Raw genomic sequence first — 19,291 nt, 5'->3', positions numbered from 1 at the left:
GTCTCCAGGCCGTATATCCGCAGACCATTAAGGACATCATGAGCAAGCCAGAGATCACCGCCGCCACGAATTTCCTCCGCGCCATCGTCCAGGCCGACCTGGATGCCGGCAAGCATCAGAAGATCGTCACGCGTTTCCCGCCGGAGCCCAATGGCTACCTGCATATCGGTCATGCCAAGTCGATCTGTCTGAACTTCGGCCTGGCCGAGGAGTTCGGTGGTCAGTGCAATCTGCGCTTCGATGACACCAACCCGGCCAAGGAAGACCAGGAATACATCGACGCAATCAAGGCGGACGTCGAGTGGCTGGGCTTCAAGTGGGCAGGCGAGGAGCACTACGCCTCCGATTATTTCGATCAACTGCACGCCTGGGCGATCCAGTTGATCGAGGCGGGCAAGGCCTATGTCTGTGACCTGACGCCGGAGCAGGCGCGCGAATACCGTGGCAGCCTGACCGAGCCGGGGCGCAACAGTCCGTTCCGCGAGCGTTCCGTCGAGGAAAACCTCAACCTGTTCGCCCGTATGAAGGCGGGTGAGTTCCCCGATGGCGCACGGGCGCTGCGGGCGAAGATCGACATGGCTTCGCCGAACATGAACCTGCGCGACCCGATTCTCTACCGCATCCGCCATGCCCATCACCACCAGACGGGTGACAAATGGTGCATCTACCCGAGCTATGACTTCACCCATGGCCAGTCGGATGCGATCGAAGGCATCACGCATTCCATCTGTACCCTGGAGTTCGAGGATCACCGTCCGCTCTACGAATGGTTCCTGGACAACCTGTCGGTGCCGGCCAAGCCGCGCCAGTACGAATTCGCCCGCCTGAACCTGAACTACACCGTCACCAGCAAGCGCAAGCTCAAGCAACTGGTGGACGAGCAGCACGTCAACGGTTGGGACGACCCACGCATGTCGACGCTGAGCGGCTTCCGCCGCCGTGGCTATACGCCGGCCTCGATCCGCACCTTCTGCGACATGATCGGTGTCAACCGCGCCGGTGGCGTGGTGGACGTCGGCATGCTGGAGTTCGCCATCCGTGACGACCTGGACGCCAATGCCGCCCGCGCCATGTGCGTGCTCAAGCCGCTCAAGGTGGTGATCACCAATTACCCCGAGGGGCAGGTCGAGCAACTGCAACTGCCGCGCCATCCCAAGCAGGACATGGGCGTGCGTGTGCTGCCGTTCTCCCGCGAGATCTATATCGACGCCAGCGATTTCGAGGAAAACCCGCCGGCTGGCTACAAGCGCCTGATCCCGGGCGGCGAAGTCCGCCTGCGCGGCAGCTACGTGATCCGGGCCGACGAAGCGGTGAAAGATGCCGCCGGCAATGTCGTCGAACTGCGCTGCAGCTACGACGAAAACACCCTGGGCAAGAACCCCGAGGGGCGCAAGGTCAAGGGTGTCATCCACTGGGTGCCGCTGGCCGAAAGCGTCGAGTGCGAAGTGCGCCTGTACGACCGCCTGTTCAAGTCGGCCAACCCGGACAAGACCGAAGACGGCGGCAGCTTCCTCGACAATATCAACCCGGACTCGCTGCTTGTTCTCAAGGGCTGCCGCGCCGAGCCGTCGCTGGCGAGTGCCACGGCGCAGGAGCGTTTCCAGTTCGAGCGCGAGGGGTATTTCTGTGCGGATTCCCGCGACAGCAGGCCGGACGCGCTGGTCTTCAACCGCACCGTGACCCTGCGCGACTCCTGGGGAGGGCAGTGATGGCCCTGTCGATCTACAACACCCTGAGCAAGGCCAAGGAACCCTTCCAGCCGCTGGTCGGCAACCAGGCGCGGCTGTATGTCTGCGGCATGACCGTCTATGACTTCTGCCATATCGGTCATGCGCGGGTAATGGTGGCCTTCGACGTGGTGACACGCTGGCTGCGCACGCGCGGCTACGACGTGACCTATGTGCGCAATATCACCGACATCGACGACAAGATCATCCGCCGCGCCAATGAGAACGGCGAGCCGTTCGAGGCGCTGGTCGAGCGCATGATCGCCGCCATGCACGAGGACGAGGCGCGCCTGAACGTGTTGCGCCCGGACATCGAGCCACGCGCCACCGGGCATATCGACGGCATGCAGGCGATGATCCAGACGCTGATCGACAAGGGCTTCGCCTATGCCGCCGGCAATGGCGATGTCTATTACCGGGTCGGCAAGTTCGCCGGCTACGGCAAGCTGTCGCGGCGCAAGATCGAAGACCTGCGCATCGGTGCGCGGGTCGAGGTGGACGAAGCCAAGGACGATCCGCTGGACTTCGCCCTGTGGAAGGGCGCCAAGCCTGGCGAGCCGAGCTGGGCGTCGCCCTGGGGCGACGGGCGTCCGGGCTGGCACATCGAGTGTTCGGTGATGTCGACCTGCTGCCTGGGCGATACTTTCGATATCCATGGCGGCGGCCCCGACCTGGTGTTCCCGCACCACGAGAACGAGATTGCGCAGAGCGAGGCGGCCACCGGCAAACCCTATGCCAACGCCTGGATGCATGCCGGCGCGGTGCGCGTGGATGGCGAGAAGATGTCCAAGAGCCTGGGCAACTTCTTCACCATTCGCGAAGTACTGGAGAAGTATCACCCGGAGGTGGTGCGCTACCTGCTGGTGTCCAGTCACTACCGCAGCCCGATCAACTATTCGGAAGACAGTCTGCGTGAGGCCCGTGGTGCGCTGGAGCGCTTCTACCAGGCCTTGCGTGGCCTGCCGCAAGCCTCGGTGAGCGGTGGCGAAGCCTATGCCGAGCGCTTTGCCGCCGCCATGGACGATGACTTCAATACTCCGGAAGCCTGTGCCGTGCTGTTCGAACTGGCGCGAGAAATCAACCGCCTGCGCGATAGCGATCCGGCAGCCGCTGCTGGGCTGGCGGCACGTTTGAAGGCTTTGGCCGAGGTGTTGGGCGTGTTGCAACTGGATGCCGATGCCTTCCTGCAAGGGCAGGGTGTGGGCAAGGTGGATGCGCAGCAGGTCGAGGCGCTGATCGCCGCGCGTCTGCAGGCTCGTGCCGAGAAGAACTGGGCCGAGTCGGATCGCATCCGTGATGAGCTGGCCGGGTTGGGCGTGGTGCTCGAAGATGGCAAGGGCGGGACGACCTGGCGTTTTGCCGACTGAAGCGTGCAAGACGTGAAAGTCATATGAAAACGGCGCCTGCGGGCGCCGTTTTCATAAGCATCGGTTTTTGAATGATTGTTCTGTTTGGAATAAACAAATAATTTCTTATTCCTTAACATGCTGTCTTCGCCGCTCTAGACTGGCGCCCATTCCAGTTCCGAGAGGTGTGCCCCATGCACAGCCAGAGCATTCGTTACCTGATCCTGCCGGGATGGCAAGGCTCCCCTGATGAGCACTGGCAGAGCCATTGGCAGCGCTGCCTGCCGAATGCTTCGCGGGTGGAGCAGCTGGATTGGGACCTGCCTGATACCGAGAGCTGGGTGGCGTCGCTGGATGCCTGTGTGCGCAGCGAAAATACGCCAGTGATCCTGATCGCCCACAGCCTGGGCTGCGTGACCGTGGCGCGCTGGGCGGCACGGGCCGGCAGCGATCTGCTGGCCAGGGTGCGTGGCGCCTTGCTGGTGGCGCCGGCCGATGTGGAGCGTCTGGCCTGCCCACCTGCGTTGCAGGGGTTCGCCCCTATTCCGCAGCAGACACTGCCGTTTCCCTGCCACCTGGTGGGTTCCGACAACGACTCGGCGGCGAGCGCCGCGCGGGCACTGGAACTGGCGAGGCACTGGGGCGCCGAAGCGTCGATCCTGACGGGTGCCGGGCATATCAACGTCAAGTCCGGGCATCACCGCTGGGAGCAGGGTTTCGTCTATCTCTACCGTTTGCAGCAGCGCATCGAACAACTGGCAAGACGCCGGGCCTGATCGTTGTACCCGTTATCATCGAGCCTGTTGGCTCATCCGCAGGAGAGCACAATGAGTCGCCCCGCAGTACCCCAGCAACCCCTGCTGACCTTCCCTGATGCGGAGCGCAGCCCGCTGAGCATCCGGGCCAAGGCACTGGTCTTCGTCGATCCTCGTTCGCGCCAGTTGCGCACCGAGGTCGAGCGCCTGGCGGTGCGTCCGGCACCGGTGTTGATCCTGGGGGAGACCGGCAGTGGCAAGGAGCTGCTGGCGCGTCATATCCACAATGCCAGCGAGCGCTCCGGTCTGTTCGTGGCACTGAGTTGCAGCGGCCTCGGCGCGCGTACTGCCCAGGCCGAGCTGTTCGGTTATGTCACGGCCAGCCACGAAAGCACGGCGACAGGGCGCGCGGGCTGGTTCGGTTCGGCCAATGGCGGCACGCTCTATCTCGATGAAATCGGCGACTTGTCGCTGAGCCTGCAGGAGCAATTGCTGCAGGCGCTGGAAACCGGCGAAGTGCTCCGGGTTGGCGCCAACCGGGCCACGCCGGTGGACGTGCGGGTGGTGGCAGCAACCAGTATCGACCTGGCCCAGGCCGTTGCGGCTGGCAAGTTCAGCGAGCGGCTCTACCAGTACCTGGGCGATGGCCTGCTGAGCCTGCCACCGTTGCGCGAGCGGGTGGGGGATATCCTGCCGATGGCCGAGTACTTCCTGGGCATCCATGCGCAGCGCCTGGGGCTGGCGTTTCCCATCATCGGCGAAGCGGCGCAACACACGCTGGAAGCCTATGCCTGGCCGGGCAATACCCGGGAGCTGGAGAACATCATCCACTTCGCGCTGCTGGTCAGTCCGGGTGACGAGATCGAGCCGAAGCACCTCAACCTGCCGGGTATCGGCGACCCCCTGGCATCGCTGGAAAGCGGTTTCCGCCAGGCGCTGGCATCGAGTGACGCCACGCAGCGCGAGCGACTGGGCCAGTGGCTGCGCGAGGCTTTGCAACGCTTCGAGGATTGATACGGGGCCGCGGACTTCGGCCAGGGCAGGCTTCCCGCCTGGCTTGAGCAAACAAAGCGCTCCAGAGGCGCGCTTTGTTGCAAGGGTGTCGACTCAGTTAGGCGCTAGCAGTGAGCGGAAGCGTGAATCGCTGCGTTCTGGGTCCAGGGTATACAACTGCTTTTTCTTGTCGACCCAGGTGTAGAGCGCGTACTCCCTGTCACTGTCACCACAGTGCTTGCCCAGGCCATACACTGACAGATGGCTGCTTGGGGTATTGCCGTACGTGTAGAACATCGAGCAGGTGCGGTTACGTTCTCTATCGCGCCAGGTGTAGTGATGGACGGCTTGCCTGCCGATATACAAGGCATTGGCATCAATCGTCAGGTTGCCACGAGCCAGGCGCTCGAACAGGAAATTCATGGCCTCGATCTCGAAGCCGTCATGGTTGAATTGGTCAAGGTTGCCGACCAGCGTGATGGCGGGATTCAAAGTGGGCATATCTAGCCTCTCTCTACTGTGATGGATTGCCAAATTGGCAAGTCCATCTCAGCGCCATGCCACTGCCCACAACAGCAGGAAATAGTTCCGCGACAGCATCCGGGGCAAGATTTCCTGCTGATGCCAACTGTAATACCTTAGGCAATGTACCTATTCGACTACCTAAGGAGCTTGATCATGTCGATGCGCAACCTTTCTTTCCTGCTGATCCTGGCCACAGGCATGTGCCATGCCATGAGCACGGAAAATCTGTCTGATAAAACCCTCAAGGCCTATGGCCAAACGCTTTCCAGTGTCGCGGGCAGCAGCCAGTGGCAGCAGCTATGGCAGCGCACCCGAGCAGCAGGCCACTTCCAGCAGGAAGGCCCGCAAGCGCGCTTTACGGTGCCGATGAAAGATATTCCGGACCTGGTCAGCAGCACCTTGCGTAATGCCCATGATGCTCAATCCGATAGGGGCACACAGGTGATCTATCGAAAAGATTTCGTCCCGCAAGTCGTTGGGGTCGAAGGCGTGAATAACCTCACGGCAGTCTGCGTGCGCGTCGACTGGCGCAGCCTGCCTGAAGGGACGGCTACTGGCGACTTTGCGCAGATGGGCAACGTCAGCCTGCTGCTTGCAAGGCCTTGCCAGTAGCATTGGATTCATCACATCGCAAACTGCCCAGCCGTCAGGCTGGGCAGTCAACACACTACGCCATGGCTTTGCTCAGCAAGGCCGCCTCCTGACGCCTGCGGTTGGTATAGCGATCGCCAAAACTCAGCAAATTGGCATGGGCAGCGACCCAGTCATGCTTCACGATCTGCTGCCAGAAGTTCGGCGTACGCGAGGCAAGGTCACCGTACTGAAACGCCACCGATGCGATGACGGTCTGCATCGGCGCCGGCAACCGGGAAAAATCGCCGCCACCTGACTTCGCATAGTTGCCTGCCAGGCGATTGATGAACGGTTCCTTGAATGCCTCATCAATCTGCTCCGCTTCAGCAGCAGAAACGATCAGCGGCAGCTTGGCCAACTGCGCTACGGCTGTCTGACCGATCATTCCCAGGTAAGGGGAGAGGCGTTCGCACAACGCATCAGGCAATGACATTGCCTGCAGATCAGCCAGCTTGCGCTGGCCCAGATCGAACCCTGTGCCGATGGTCACACCACTGCGACTGCTACCCGCGTCCGGGACATAGCCTCGCGTGGCAGAGCCACCCTCCAGCTTGGCGATAAAACTGAAATCAATCGAATAACGGGACATGTGCAATCCTCCATGGATGGGGATTGGCAGTCGACCATCCTTGGAGAATGCACATCAGCTTGAAGCATTTCCCCTCTATTCAAGGGGATGATTTCCTGCTGAAAAAACACTCTGCGCTGTCCCTAGCATCCTTGGCAGTCCACGAGACAACAAGGAGGCCCTTCCATGGACGAAGATGACCTGCGGCAGGTCGACATCAGGCTGCTGCCACACTCATTGCAAGAGCTCATCGCCTGTATAGGCCTGGAAAACGCATATCGCCTGACGTGCGTATTCGGTGGCCGCCCCAAATACATCCCGAAACACCCCGCCCGTTCTTCACTGGCCGAGCTTTTACCTGCACCGGCACTGGATGCCCTGATCGAGCGTTACGCCGGTATCGCCATTGAAATCCCCAAGGCCGATCACTTCTGCCGGCAGATCCGTAACTTGAAGATCGTCCAGCAAAGCTCGGATGGTCTATCGCGCAGCGCCCTGGCAGATAAATACGGTTTGAGCCTGCGCCAGATCGGCAACATCCGTCGGCAGGACCATGAGACTCCTGGGTAAGAGTTCCTGCTGAATCCCCGCAGCAAGTCCCCATAGCCTGAGATTGCGCATTTCGCGCATACGATAAGGAGATTGACCATGCCCCAGATTGATACCGGCCTGATCGGGTCTGTCATCAACGCTTTGCCGCTTGACCGCATGATTTCAGGGCCGTTGCAGGCCATGATCTCGGCCCAGGTACAGGCGAGCAAAGCCTATGCCGACTTCCTGATGGCTGTCTGCATCAAGGATGGCAAAGCGGTGTCCGTTCAATTCGACTACGACGAGACCCTGGTCGACGAGAGCGGCGTCTACAAAGGTACCGTCACCAAGAAAATGCGGATACCACTGCTGGCCGCCATCAGCCATCCCAACATCACCATCGAAGAAGGCTCGATCGATTTCGAGCTGACCATCAGCCAGCAAGCCGAGGACACCAGTGAAACCGCTGGCGAGGGCAGTTTCGAAGCCAAGCTTGGTTGGGGGCCGTTCAGCGTTACGGTGAAAGGTTCGGTCAGCCACAAGTCGACCCAAACGCGCAAAACCGACACCCGCGCACGCTATGCCATCAGTACCAAGATCGCGCGTCAGGACCCGCCCGAGGCGTTGATGCGCGTGATCGACTTCCTCACCGATGCGGCCACCAAACCGGTGCTGCTACCTGACGCGACAGCCACCGCAGCGACTGATCCGCTACCCACCGATGCGATTCTCGAAGCACCGCAATCGGCGTCAGCCCAGGGCGCCAACACGTAGTAACCACCACAGGCCTCGCTTCGGCGGGGCCTGTTCCTTTCCAAATCCGTGAGCAAGGAGTGCACCCATGGCACTGTTTTCCAGAAAGAAAGAACCCATGAGCGCCAGCGACCTGAGCCACATCACCCGTGGCCTGCACCAAGCTGCAGCGGCAACGCACAACCTCGTCGCCCAGCAGTACATCAAGTTGTTCGATCAGTTCTTTGACTACAACCCGGATGACCTGGGAACGCCCATGAAGGCCAAGATGGTTGAGGTCGGCCTGGATGAGCAACACACCATGCACATTCCGTTGATCGCCCTGGTTGCACCGCGTGGCCTGGGCCTGGAAAGCATGAAGGTCGATCTCTCCGTGAAGATGCACGGCACCGAGCTCGAAAAGGCTACCCACGCCCTGGAAAATGGGGCACTGCAGAGTGAGCGTTTCTTTGTCACCTTTGGCAGTGAGAAACGCCAGGGACAAGAGCGCGACCCGGATGAAATAACCATCAGCATGGAGTTCAAGGCTTGTGAACCTCCGGAAGCGATACACCGGCTCATCGAGGAATACACGAACCTGATCAGCCCGATCCGCATGGCCAGTGCCGCTCCCGCCGTGGTCGACAGTGGGCCTTCCGCAGCACCAACAGTCCTCTGAGTCACCGTGCGCAACCTCTGCACCGTCAACGGGCTCCTAGGCGTTCCTCCCGATTCACCATCCGCGTGCAGGCAAAACAGTGCCGTAACTATTGGCTACGGCACTCCGGCTTCAATCAGAACCCACCGTCATGTTGCGATCACCGCTGCTGGCACTGATGCGCCAACGCTGGCCAAGGGCATAAAGCACACCCAGGCCGCCGAAGAACGTCATGAACACGCCTCCAGACAACAATACCCAGAGGTCACCGGTCGCTTCTGGGTCGGTCACCGCTTCATGAATGATCCATAACCCCATCAATGACAGGCACAAGCCCACTCCGACACCCAGTACCGTGCGCAAGCGAACGATGCGCTGCTCCTGGTGTTTCTGGATCAACGTCAGCAGCGACTCGATATCCCCCGCTTCTACGCCAGTATTGGCGTCGTCAACCAAATCAACCGCCCCGAAGACCAGGCGCATACGGATGGCTTTATCCAGCCACCCCAGCTCGCTGGTATGAATAATGATCGCTCTGTTCATGATTAACGCCCTTGCCAAGTATGGAAACCCAGCCTAGGCGGCACGACTGACTGCGCTCAGCAGGAGCGGTTTCCCTGGCAAGTAATCGTGGTCAGATTTCAGTGGGCATCAGCCGGGCGGGTAGTCGGCCAGCGCTTGGCGTGCCGCATCGCGTAGCGCTTCCTGCCGCTCCATCGACTTGTCGCTGCTGCGGGCCTCGGCCTGGTTGCTCCAGACGCTCTGTCCGCTATGGGCATCAAGCAGTTCCAGGTAGATCACCAGTACGTTTTCTTCATAGTTGCGCGCCACGGGGGCGCGTCCCCAGGCGCCGTAGTCCCGGTCGTAGCGGCCCTGGCCGTAATAGGTGCCGTAGTCGTCATAGACCTGGCGCACGCGCTTTTCCTGGCGGACGCTGGCTTTCAGCTTCAGATCGGGCTGTGCCTGCTCGCCCGAGGGGCGCAGGCCGTGTTGCTCCAGGGCGTCGGCGATGATCGCCTGGATTTCCTCGCTGCTAAGGGAGGCGGTGGCCGCGGGACGCACCTGCCAGCTCCAGCTGCGGTAGCTGGAGAAGCTCAGCGGAGCGGCCGGGTAGGGGCCGTCGATCCTCTGGATGCCTTGGGGTTCGGCCGGCAGCGGGGCGCTCTGTGCCTGGTACGGGTTGTTGCTCTGGCAGGCCGTGAGCAGAGCCGCGCAGGCCAGGAGGCCGAGGCTGCGCTGTTTCGACGACAGGTGGGTGCGGAGCATGGCCTGGTTCCTCCGGTTCAGCGTGGGCGGCACAACCAGTGTAGATAGCGCCCCAGTCCGGCGAAAGCCGGGTGGCGTCGGTGTGCCAGTTCCATGTCGAGCAGCGCCTGGGTGTCGGCGCGTGCCTGGAAGTCGGCAGGCATGTAGTCATGGAATACACGGATGCCGCTGCGATGTTCGACCTGCCAGTGTTCGTCGAGTTGCCTGTCCAGTAGGCGCGGGTCCAGAGGCTGTTGCGGTGTCAGGCTCTGGCCTTCCCCGGCATAGACCTGGCTGCGCAGTTTCTTGAAGTGGCCCTTCAGCAGGTTGCGGTAGATCAGCGCATCACGGTTGTAGAAGGCCAGGGACAGCCAGCCATCCGGCTTGGTGAAGCGGTGCAGTACCGGCAGGATCGCCTGGGGTTCGGCCAGCCATTCGAGTACCGCATGGCACAGCACCAGGTCGTAGCGGTCGTCGAGATGGGCGTCCAGATCCTGCCAGGGCGTCTGGATGAAGCGGGCTGGCAGCTTCGCTTCGTCGAAGCGCTGGCGTGCGCCGTCGAGCATGGGGGCGGCCGGCTCGGCCAGGGTGACGTCATGCCCCTGCGCCGCCAGCCACAGGCTCATATGGCCGAGGCCGGCACCGATATCCAGTACCCGCAGCGGCTGTTGCGGCAGCACTTCGCCCAGGTCCGCCTGCAGTACCGCAAGGCGTATCGCGCCTTTGGCGCCGCCGTAGATTTTTTCGGCGAAGCGCGTGGCCAGTTCGTCGAAGTGGCGGTCGCTCATCGGGCGAATCGCCGTTCGTTATCGGCCAGCTTGGCCAGCAGCGCCTGTTCCATGTCGATGCCCAGCTCGCTGCACAGCAGCATCAGGTACATGAGGATGTCGGCGACTTCCTGGCCGGCATGTTCGTGCTGTTCGGTGCTCAACTGGCGCGCCTGCTCCGGTGTCAGCCACTGGAAGATTTCCACCAGTTCGGCCATTTCCACGCTGGCGGCCATGGCCAGGTTCTTCGGGTTGTGGAACGGCTGCCAGTCGTTGGCATCGCGGATGGCGTGCAGGCGGGCAAGGATGGCGGGCAGGTTCATAACGGTGGCCTCGGGCTGTGCCTGGTGTCGCGTCAAGCAGCGGGTTTCATGGAAGCGGTCTGGCGTAGGGCGCACCGGGACGGGCGGTGCCGCTACCCTTGGTGCGCATGGCGCACCCTATGTCAGACCGGGGCGCGACCTTAGAACCTGTTCACGATCTCGCGAGCTAGAGGACTGCAAGGCAAAAACAGGCGAGGAAGCGGAGTTTACGAGTTGTAAATGAGCATTCCGAGCCTGTTTTTAACGCAGCAGAACCGACGCGTAGCAGATCGTGAACAGGTTCTTAGTGGTGTTCGCGGGTGGCGCGGAAGGTGACGTCCGGCCAGCGCTCCTGCATCAGACTGAGGTTGACGCGGGTCGGCGCCAGGTAGGTCAGGTGGCCGCCGCCGTCGATGGCCAGGTTCTCGTAGGCCTTGTCCTGGAATTCCTTGAGCTTCTTCTCGTCCTTGCACTCGATCCAGCGCGCGGACCAGACGTTGATCGCCTCGTAGGCGCACTCGACCTTGTATTCCTCTTTCAGGCGGCTGGCGACCACGTCGAACTGCAGCACACCCACGGCGCCGAGGATGATGTCGTTGTTGCGCTCGGGGAAGAACACCTGGGTCGCGCCTTCCTCAGCCAGCTCCTGCAGGCCCTGGCGCAGTTGCTTGGATTTGAGCGGATCTTTCAGGCGCACGCGGCGGAACAGCTCCGGGGCGAAGTGCGGGATGCCGGTGAAGCCGAGCGCTTCGCCTTCGCTGAAGGTGTCGCCGATCTGGATGGTGCCGTGGTTGTGCAGACCGATGATGTCGCCTGCCCAGGCCTCGTCCAGTTGCTCACGCTCGGAGGAAAAGAAGGTCAGGGCGTCGGCGATCTTCACGTCCTTGCCCAGGCGCACGTGGCGCATCTTCATGCCTTTCTCGTAGCGGCCGGAGCAGATACGCATGAAGGCGATGCGGTCGCGGTGCTTGGGGTCCATGTTCGCCTGGATCTTGAATACGAAGCCGCTGAATTTCTCTTCGGTCGGCAGCACCTGGCGTTCGTTGGCTGCGCGTGGCAGCGGACGTGGCGCCCAGTCGGTGATGGCGTCGAGCACATGGTCGACGCCGAAGTTGCCCAGCGCCGTGCCGAAGAACACCGGGGTCATTTCGCCCTTGAGGAACGCTTCGGGCTCGAAGGCATGGCAGGCGCCCTGGACCAGTTCCAGTTGCTCCAGGAAGTCGTCGTACATGTCGCCCAGGTGGGCGCGGGCTTCGTCCGAGTCCAGTTTCTCGATGACCTTGGTTTCGGTGCGCTCGTGGCCGTGGCCCGGCGTGTAGACGATGATGCGGTCTTCGCTCAGGTGGTAGACGCCCTTGAAGTCGCGGTAGCAGCCGATCGGCCAGGTGATGGGGGCCGCCTTGATCTTCAGTACCGCTTCGATCTCGTCGAGCAGTTCGATCGGGTCGCGGATATCGCGGTCGAGCTTGTTGATGAAGCTGACGATGGGTGTGTCGCGCAGGCGGCAGACATCCATCAGGGCGATGGTGCGCGGCTCGACGCCTTTACCGCCGTCGAGCACCATCAGCGCCGAGTCCACCGCGGTCAGGGTGCGGTAGGTGTCTTCCGAGAAGTCCTCGTGGCCGGGGGTGTCGAGCAGGTTGATCATGTGCCCGCGGTAGGGGAACTGCATGACCGAGGTGGTGATGGAGATGCCGCGCTGCTTTTCCATCTCCATCCAGTCGGAGGTGGCATGGCGGTCGGACTTGCGCGATTTGACCGTACCGGCCACGGCGATGGCTTGTCCCATCAGCAGCAGGCGCTCGGTGATGGTGGTCTTGCCCGCATCGGGGTGGGAAATGATGGCGAATGTGCGCCGCTTGGCGACTTCGGAGGCCTGGCTGGTCATGGTCGGTGCCTGATGAATAGGGTGCATGGCAAAGCCGGCGATTATAACGTCAACCAGGGCGTTACCCACTCGCCAATTTCTGTCGAGCGACGAGTCGGCTACGCGAAGGTGTTGCCGTGATTTCCCGTAGGCAGCAATTGGAATTGAATGCTTCTCATATATAGTGCGTGCCGTCGATAAAGGTTCGCATCAAGGCAGTGTCATCGTGTTCAAGAAAATAATGTTTCAGTTGCACTGGTTCTTCGGCATCAGTGCCGGGCTGGTGTTGGCGATCATGGGGGTGACCGGCGCCCTCTACAGCTTCGAAGGCGAGATCATGCGCCTGATCAATGCCGACCGCTGGCAGGTGCAGGTGAGCGAAAGCGGTCGATTGGAGCCGGCCGAGCTGATAGCGAAGGTCGAGGCGGACACGGGCGACAAGGTCAGCGGGATATGGATGGATGCCCGTTACGAAGGACCGGCCAGGGTTTTCCTCAGCGTGCCTGCGGGAGAGCGTCGTGGACCGGTGCGTTATGTCGACCCTTACACCGCCGAGGCAATGGCCGAGCCGGTCGGGCAGGGCTTCTTTCGTCTGGTGATGGAACTGCACCGCTGGCTGGCGCTGGGCGATATCGGCAGGCAGATCACGGCGGCCAGTACCCTGGCGCTGATCTTTTTCTGCCTGTCCGGTCTTTACTTGCGCTGGCCGCGCCAGGTGGGCAACTGGCGTAACTGGCTGACCCTGGACTGGTCGAAGACCGGGCGCGCCTTCAACTGGGACCTGCATGCGGTGATCGGCACTTGGGTGTTGCTGTTCTATCTGTGTGCGGCCCTGACCGGTTTGTACTGGTCGTATGGTTGGTATCGCGACGGGCTGACCCGGCTATTGTCGGATGCGCCGGCCGAGCAGCGTGACGGCGGTGGTCGTCGAGGCGAGCGCAGCACTCCGGATGCTACGCCGCCCGAAGTCGACCCCGCGGCGCTCTGGCTGTCGGTCAGGCAGGCCGTGGGGGCGGACATGGCCGCCTGGAACCTGCGCCTGCCGGCAGAGGCGGGGCAGCCGGCCACGGTGTTCTACATCCTCCACGATGCCGAGCATGTACGGGCCTTCAACCAGTTGCAGATCGACCCCCAGAACGGGGCGGTGCGACAGCACGAGCGTTATACCGACAAGAGCTTCAAGGCGCGGCTGTTGGCCAGTGTCTATGCCCTGCACGTGGGCGAATACTTTGGCTTGCCCGGGCGAATCCTGATGTTTCTGGCCAGCGCGGCCATGCCGTTGTTCTTTATCACCGGCTGGCTGCTCTACCTGGACCGCCGCCGCAAGAAGAAGGCGGTGCGGCTGGCGCGGGGCGGTCTGAGCGGGGACGTATCGGCGGATGGCTGGCTGGTGGGTTTTGCCAGCCAGAGCGGCTATGCCGAGCAATTGGCCTGGCAGAGCGCCAGCCAGTTGCAGGCGGCAGGTCTTCCGGTTCGCGTCGAACCGCTGTCGCGCATCGACGACGACAACCTGCGCCAGGCGCGCAATGCGGTGTTCGTGCTCAGCACCTTCGGCGATGGCGAGGCGCCGGACAGTGCCCTGGGTTTCGAGCGCAGGGTGCTTGCAGCCGCCTTGCCGCTGGAGCAATTGAACTATGCGCTGCTGGCGCTGGGTGACCGGCAATACCCGCACTTCTGCGGTTTCGCCCGGCGTGTCGATGACTGGCTGGGACGGCAGGGGGCGCGCAGCCTGTTCGAGCGTGTCGAGGTCGACGGCGAGGACGTAGCTGCCTTGCAGCACTGGCGTCAGCAACTGGGCGAATTGACCGGCACTGCGCCACTGGTGTTCGAGGAGCGACCCTGGAGCAACTGGACGCTGTTGCAACGGCAGTGCCTCAACCCCGCGAGCCAGGGCGCGCCGGTCTTCCAGGTGGCGCTGGCACCGCCAGCACTTACGACCTGGGAGGCGGGCGACATTCTGGAGATTCGCCCGCGTCACCCGCAGGCGCGGGTCGACGAATGGCTGCGCCAGCATGGCCTCGACGGCACGCTCCCGGTGGAGCTGGACGGGTTGCAACCGAGCCTGGCCGAGGCGCTGTGCGAGCGTCAGTTACCGGACACCTTCAGCCATCTGGTCGGCCTGCATGCCCAGGCGCTGGTCGATACGCTGGTGCCGCTGGGTGCACGCGAATATTCGATCGCGTCGGTGGCCGCCGATGGTGTGCTGGAACTGATCGTGCGCCAGGAACATCGCAGCGATGGCAGCCTGGGGTTGGGGTCAGGCTGGCTGACGGCCTACCTGCCCCTGGAGGGCCAGGTGTCGGGGCGGGTGCGCCGTAACAGTGGCTTCCATCTACCGGATGACGATTCGCCGCTGATCCTGATCGGCAATGGCACCGGTCTGGCCGGGCTGCGTTCGCTGTTGCGGGCACGTGCGCTGGCCGGGCAGCGGCGCAACTGGCTGTTGTTCGGCGAGCGTCAACGTGCCCATGACTTCTTCTGTGGGGCGGAGCTGGAAGCTGCGCTGGAAAACGGTGAGCTGCAACATCTGGACCTGGCGTTTTCCCGCGACCAGGTCGACAAGGTGTACGTCCAGGACCTGCTGCGGCAGCGGTCCGAGCGTTTGCAGGCGTGGCTCGCCGAGGGCGCGCTGCTGTATGTCTGCGGCAGTCTGGCTGGCATGGCGGCAGGTGTCGATGAGGCGTTGCGCGAGGTGCTGGGGGCAGAGGGTGTGCAGGCGCTTATCGAGGATGGGCGCTACCGGCGGGATGTCTACTGATTTTCCGGCGGTGGCCAGCCGTCATTGTCTGACAGCATGAGGCTGGCTGCGCTGGATCAAGGGATTGGCGCAGGGCCCTTGATAGCATTATCGAATCATTGTTGCAGGTAGTGGCTGGTGTCATGAACGTGTGTGCAGGTTTGAATCGTTTCTCCATCAAGTTTCGTCTGATCGCGCTGGTGGGATTGCTTTGCTGTCTTATTGTCGCCTTGACCGGCGCTTCGCTGAACGGGATGCGCACGGGCAACGAGGCTCTCATCAGCCTGTACCAGCGCAACCTGCTGCCGACCGACCAGTTGGGCGATATCACCAATCAGATGCAGCAGTCGCGGGTGCAGCTCTTGCTGGCGTTGCAGCACCAACCCGGAAGTGAGTTCGAAAAGGCCCATGACCATCCGGTGAACATGCATTTCGATGCGGTACTCGAGAGCCTGGCCCGTATCGAGCGGTTGCAAGCCGCCCTGGCGGATCAGGAGCGGATCGATCCGGCGGTGAAGACCCAGAACGAGCTGTTCATCCGGCAGTTGCAGTCCTACACCCAGAGTGTGCCCCCGGTGCTGGAAAGCATGCGGCAGGGACGTTTCGGTGAGGGCAACAGCATTCTGTTGAGCAGCCTGAACCCCGCGTTCAATTCCGCCTATGCGAGCGCCCGGGAGTTGAGCAGTCAGTACCAGGCCTCCGCGCAGACCCTGTATGACGCGGCGGAAAAACGCTTTATGACGCTGCTGTACAGCCTGGTCGGTGCCTTGCTGGTGGCGCTGGTGGTGGTGTTCTGCATGGCCAGGACCACCATCAGCGGAATCGTGCGCGGCGTCTGGGCCGTGGAGCGTGCCGCCGAGGAGTTGGCCGAGGGCAACTTGCAGGCTCGGGTGCGTTATGACGGTGGCGATGAGATCGGTCTGATCGCCAAGGCCTTCAACGAGATGGCGATGCGCTTCCAGAATACCGTGCAGGAACTGGCGGCGGCGGTGGAGCAACTGGCGGCCGCCGCGACCCAGACCGCGACCGTCAGCGCCCAGACCGGCAGCGGGATCGCGCGCCAGCAACTGGAAACCGACCAGGTGGCGACGGCGATGCACGAAATGTCGGCGACGGTGCAGGATGTCGCCGGCAACGCAGCCAGTGCCGCGCATGCGGCTTCCGAAGCGGACCAGCAGGCCATCAGCGGCCGGGCGGTGGTCGCGCAGACCGTTTCGGCGATCGAATCCCTGGCCGAGGAAGTCGACAGGGCATCGCAGGTCATTCATGAGCTGGAGCAGGACAGCGTCAACATCAGTTCGGTGGTGGACGTCATTCGCAGTATCGCCGAGCAGACCAACTTGCTGGCGCTGAATGCGGCCATCGAGGCGGCCCGGGCGGGTGAGCAGGGCCGAGGTTTTGCCGTGGTCGCCGACGAGGTGCGCACGCTGGCCTCGCGCACCCAGCAATCGACCAGTGAAATCCAGTCGATGATCGAGAAGTTGCAGGCGGGCGCGGCGAATGCCGTCTCGGTGATGGACAGCAGCCGCAGCAAGGCCCAGGTCGGCAAGGAGCAGGTGAGCACCGCCGGGCATATGCTGGATCAGATCACCGCGTCGGTGACCACGATCAACGACATGAACGCGATGATCGCCTCGGCGGCGGAAGAGCAGAGCGCGGTGGCCGAGGAAATCAACCGCAATGTCACCAATGTCAGCCAGATCGCCGAGGAAACCAGCGAGGCCTCGCGGCAGAACGTGCAGACCAGCAAGGAACTGTCGCAACTCGCCGGGAACCTGCAACGGCTGGTGAAGATGTTCCGCCTGTAGGGGGATGTTTTCAGGGCTGTTCGCTCTCGCGGCAAATATTGAAGTGACTATGAGAAAAAGCCACAACACCGTCGCTCCCGCGTAGGCGGGAGCCTAGGTACGCGGGCTTATGAGCAACGAGCTTTTTCTACAGTCACTGCGGCAGGCGGCTGTGCGGATGCCCCATCCCACCACCTGGCATTTGCACAGGAACGATAAGCGCAAGGCCACCGTATCGTGGGTTAGGTAAAAGGCGTACTGGACAGCAGTGCGCTAAGGCGGGAACCCAGGTGCGCGGACTTATGGCCAGCGAGGTCTTATGTTCCCTGGCCGCACCGACAAGCGGCGGGCACGCGGGGCTTCATCGGGTTGTCATTGTTTTACTTCAGTCTGTACTGCGCAAACGCTGTGCCGCTGCGGTGTGGGGCCGGATTGGAGGCCGGCGGTTTCCCTGTGGGCCGGACTCCGTAAACGCCGCTTCCGGGTGCAGGGTTGCGGGAGTCATCAAAAAGTCTCCATGGGACGTTTTTTGATTGATCTCGGAGTTTCTTGGCTCTAAAGTTCGCGACCGAACGTCCATGCTGGCAACGATCCATCCGGCTCAAGTACTGACGACGAGAGATTACCCCTGGTAATACTCGGCGACATGCCTTGGGAAGTAGGCGAACCAAAGTGGGGAAACTGATGGGACGTTCGGGCTGTACCCCTCATCCGACTTGTGTTTTCCCGTTTGGAGCTCCTTACTTTATGTCGATCAAGGTCGAAGACTATTTCCCGCGCGCAACCTTCCAGAAAATGAAGGCGTTCGCCGACCAGCAGGAAACCCCCTTCGTGGTCATCGATACCGCGACCATCAGCCAGGCCTACGATGACCTGGTGGGTTATTTCCCGTTCGCCAAGGTCTACTACGCGGTCAAGGCCAACCCGGCGATCGAGATCACCGAGCTGCTGCGCGACAAGGGTTCGAACTTCGACATCGCGTCGATCTACGAGCTGGACAAGGTCATGGGCGCCGGCGTCAGCGCTGATCGCATCAGCTACGGCAACACCATCAAGAAGTCCAAGGACATCCGCCATTTCTACGAGAAGGGCGTGCGCCTGTTCGCCACCGACTCCGAGGCCGATCTGCGCAATATCGCCAAGGCCGCGCCGGGTTCGAAGATCTATGTGCGCATCCTGACCGAAGGCTCCAACTCCGCCGACTGGCCGCTGTCGCGCAAGTTCGGCTGCAACCCGGACATGGCCCTCGACCTGCTGATCCTGGCCAAGCAACTGAAGCTGGTGCCTTATGGCATTTCCTTCCACGTCGGTTCGCAGCAGCGTGACATCGACGTCTGGGACGCCGCCATTGCCAAGGTCAAGGTGATTTTCGAGCGCCTCAAGGAAGAAGACGGTATCACCCTGCAGATGATCAACATGGGTGGTGGCTTCCCGGCCAACTACATCCAGCGCACCAATGACCTGCAGACCTATGCCGAGGAAATCACCCGTTTCCTCAAGGAAGACTTCGGTGACGAACTGCCGGAAATCATCCTGGAGCCGGGCCGTTCGCTGATCGCCAACTCCGGCATCCTGGTCAGTGAAGTGGTGCTGGTGGCGCGCAAGTCGCGTACTGCCGTCGAGCGCTGGGTCTATACCGATGTGGGCAAGTTCAGCGGCCTGATCGAAACCATGGACGAAGCGATCAAGTTCCCCATCTGGACCGAGAAGAAGGGCGAGCTGGAAGAAGTGGTGATCGCCGGGCCGACCTGCGACAGCGCCGATATCATGTACGAGAACTACAAGTATGGCCTGCCGCTCAACCTGTCCAGCGGTGATCGCCTGTACTGGCTGTCCACCGGGGCCTACACCACCAGCTACAGCGCGGTGGAATTCAATGGCTTCCCGCCACTGAAAGCGTTCTATATCTGATCTGCCAGCCATGCTCCGGCATGGCTGTATTGACGGCCCTGGCGTCCTGCGACGCCGGGGCCGTTTCGTTACAGCCGGGCATTCGTTGCAATTTGCAGTGCTGCGCGCCTGGCTGACCGTCTTGGCGTACCATTGCGTCTTTCGTCCATGGGCGCTGGCCCTTGCCTGTCATTCGATCGAGAAAGCTGAATCATCGTGGTTGCATTC

Annotated in this window: 18 protein-coding genes and 1 pseudogene; 12 read left to right on the top strand and 7 right to left on the bottom strand. The window is 62.0% G+C overall.

The features are described 5' to 3' along the window. Positions 1-38 precede the first annotated feature (38 nt). The 4 genes from HW090_RS03665 (at position 39) to HW090_RS03650 (ending at position 4,842) form a co-directional block, all read left to right on the top strand. A complete protein-coding gene (locus HW090_RS03665) occupies positions 39-1,709 on the top strand; it encodes a glutamine--tRNA ligase/YqeY domain fusion protein (protein ID WP_179112205.1) in 1,671 nt (556 codons plus the stop codon). Beyond that, complete coding sequence (gene cysS / locus HW090_RS03660; RefSeq protein ID WP_179112204.1) at positions 1,709-3,094, top strand: cysteine--tRNA ligase; 1,386 nt, start codon at positions 1,709-1,711, stop codon at positions 3,092-3,094. Before HW090_RS03665 ends, cysS begins: the two co-directional genes overlap by 1 nt. Before the next feature lie 173 nt (positions 3,095-3,267). After that, a complete protein-coding gene (locus HW090_RS03655; protein ID WP_179112203.1) occupies positions 3,268-3,849 on the top strand; it encodes an alpha/beta hydrolase in 582 nt (193 codons plus the stop codon). Between the two features lie 51 nt (positions 3,850-3,900). Then, the gene (locus tag HW090_RS03650; protein ID WP_179112202.1) at positions 3,901-4,842 is read left to right on the top strand and encodes a sigma 54-interacting transcriptional regulator; all 942 of its coding nucleotides are present in this window, start codon (positions 3,901-3,903) and stop codon (positions 4,840-4,842) included. Between the two features lie 93 nt (positions 4,843-4,935). On the opposite strand, the gene HW090_RS03645 is transcribed toward HW090_RS03650, so the two are convergent. Further along, the gene (locus tag HW090_RS03645; RefSeq protein ID WP_179112201.1) at positions 4,936-5,322 is read right to left on the bottom strand and encodes a hypothetical protein; all 387 of its coding nucleotides are present in this window, start codon (positions 5,320-5,322) and stop codon (positions 4,936-4,938) included. Between the two features lie 177 nt (positions 5,323-5,499). Here HW090_RS03645 and HW090_RS03640 point away from each other — a divergent pair, with 177 nt between their 5' ends. Continuing rightward, positions 5,500-5,958: a hypothetical protein gene (locus HW090_RS03640; RefSeq protein WP_179112200.1), complete on the top strand. Its 459-nt coding sequence runs from the start codon at positions 5,500-5,502 to the stop codon at positions 5,956-5,958. A 55-nt stretch (positions 5,959-6,013) separates the two neighbouring features. On the opposite strand, the gene HW090_RS03635 is transcribed toward HW090_RS03640, so the two are convergent. After that, positions 6,014-6,568, bottom strand: a complete 555-nt coding sequence (locus HW090_RS03635) for a pesticin C-terminus-like muramidase (RefSeq protein WP_179112199.1) — start codon at positions 6,566-6,568, stop codon at positions 6,014-6,016. 165 nt (positions 6,569-6,733) lie between these two features. Between HW090_RS03635 and HW090_RS03630 the strand changes: the two genes are divergently transcribed. From HW090_RS03630 to HW090_RS03620, 3 genes are all read left to right on the top strand, one after another. Beyond that, complete coding sequence (locus HW090_RS03630) at positions 6,734-7,117, top strand: Mor transcription activator family protein (protein ID WP_179112198.1); 384 nt, start codon at positions 6,734-6,736, stop codon at positions 7,115-7,117. A gap of 78 nt (positions 7,118-7,195) precedes the next feature. Further along, positions 7,196-7,852, top strand: coding sequence for a DUF2589 domain-containing protein (locus tag HW090_RS03625; RefSeq protein WP_179112197.1), 657 nt, complete (start codon positions 7,196-7,198; stop codon positions 7,850-7,852). A 67-nt stretch (positions 7,853-7,919) separates the two neighbouring features. Then, a complete protein-coding gene (locus tag HW090_RS03620) occupies positions 7,920-8,489 on the top strand; it encodes a DUF2589 domain-containing protein (RefSeq protein ID WP_179112196.1) in 570 nt (189 codons plus the stop codon). Between the two features lie 111 nt (positions 8,490-8,600). On the opposite strand, the gene HW090_RS03615 is transcribed toward HW090_RS03620, so the two are convergent. From HW090_RS03615 to HW090_RS03595, 5 genes are all read right to left on the bottom strand, one after another. Next, on the bottom strand, positions 8,601-9,011 hold the full coding sequence (locus HW090_RS03615) for a hypothetical protein (RefSeq protein ID WP_179112195.1): 411 nt from the start codon (positions 9,009-9,011) through the stop codon (positions 8,601-8,603). 108 nt (positions 9,012-9,119) lie between these two features. Then, positions 9,120-9,734, bottom strand: a complete 615-nt coding sequence (locus tag HW090_RS03610) for a DUF4136 domain-containing protein (protein WP_179112194.1) — start codon at positions 9,732-9,734, stop codon at positions 9,120-9,122. Positions 9,735-9,751: 17 nt separating this feature from the next. Continuing rightward, positions 9,752-10,501, bottom strand: a complete 750-nt coding sequence (locus HW090_RS03605) for a methyltransferase domain-containing protein (protein WP_179112193.1) — start codon at positions 10,499-10,501, stop codon at positions 9,752-9,754. After that, the gene (locus HW090_RS03600; RefSeq protein ID WP_179112192.1) at positions 10,498-10,803 is read right to left on the bottom strand and encodes a nucleotide pyrophosphohydrolase; all 306 of its coding nucleotides are present in this window, start codon (positions 10,801-10,803) and stop codon (positions 10,498-10,500) included. The genes HW090_RS03605 and HW090_RS03600 overlap by 4 nt, the downstream gene beginning before the upstream one ends. A 283-nt stretch (positions 10,804-11,086) precedes the next feature. After that, complete coding sequence (locus HW090_RS03595; RefSeq protein ID WP_179114814.1) at positions 11,087-12,670, bottom strand: peptide chain release factor 3; 1,584 nt, start codon at positions 12,668-12,670, stop codon at positions 11,087-11,089. 205 nt (positions 12,671-12,875) lie between these two features. On the opposite strand from HW090_RS03595, the gene HW090_RS03590 reads away from it, so the two are divergent. The 4 genes and pseudogenes from HW090_RS03590 to HW090_RS03580 all read left to right on the top strand — a co-directional run bounded on the left by HW090_RS03590 (position 12,876) and on the right by HW090_RS03580 (position 19,084). Next, on the top strand, positions 12,876-15,407 hold the full coding sequence (locus tag HW090_RS03590) for a sulfite reductase flavoprotein subunit alpha (RefSeq protein ID WP_179112191.1): 2,532 nt from the start codon (positions 12,876-12,878) through the stop codon (positions 15,405-15,407). Between the two features lie 122 nt (positions 15,408-15,529). After that, positions 15,530-16,288, top strand: a pseudogene (locus tag HW090_RS18085) (MCP four helix bundle domain-containing protein); the annotation flags it as partial. 42 nt (positions 16,289-16,330) lie between these two features. Next, entirely contained in the window at positions 16,331-17,194 is an 864-nt protein-coding gene (locus tag HW090_RS18080; protein ID WP_373416379.1) for a methyl-accepting chemotaxis protein, read from the top strand. Between the two features lie 726 nt (positions 17,195-17,920). Further along, positions 17,921-19,084, top strand: a complete 1,164-nt coding sequence (locus HW090_RS03580) for a type III PLP-dependent enzyme (RefSeq protein WP_179112190.1) — start codon at positions 17,921-17,923, stop codon at positions 19,082-19,084. Positions 19,085-19,291 lie beyond the last annotated feature (207 nt).

The organism is Pseudomonas sp. ABC1, from assembly GCF_013395055.1.
Taxonomy (GTDB): domain Bacteria; phylum Pseudomonadota; class Gammaproteobacteria; order Pseudomonadales; family Pseudomonadaceae; genus Stutzerimonas.
Note: the sequence above shows the minus strand (reverse complement) of the source record. Positions and strands in the feature narration are given on the sequence as shown.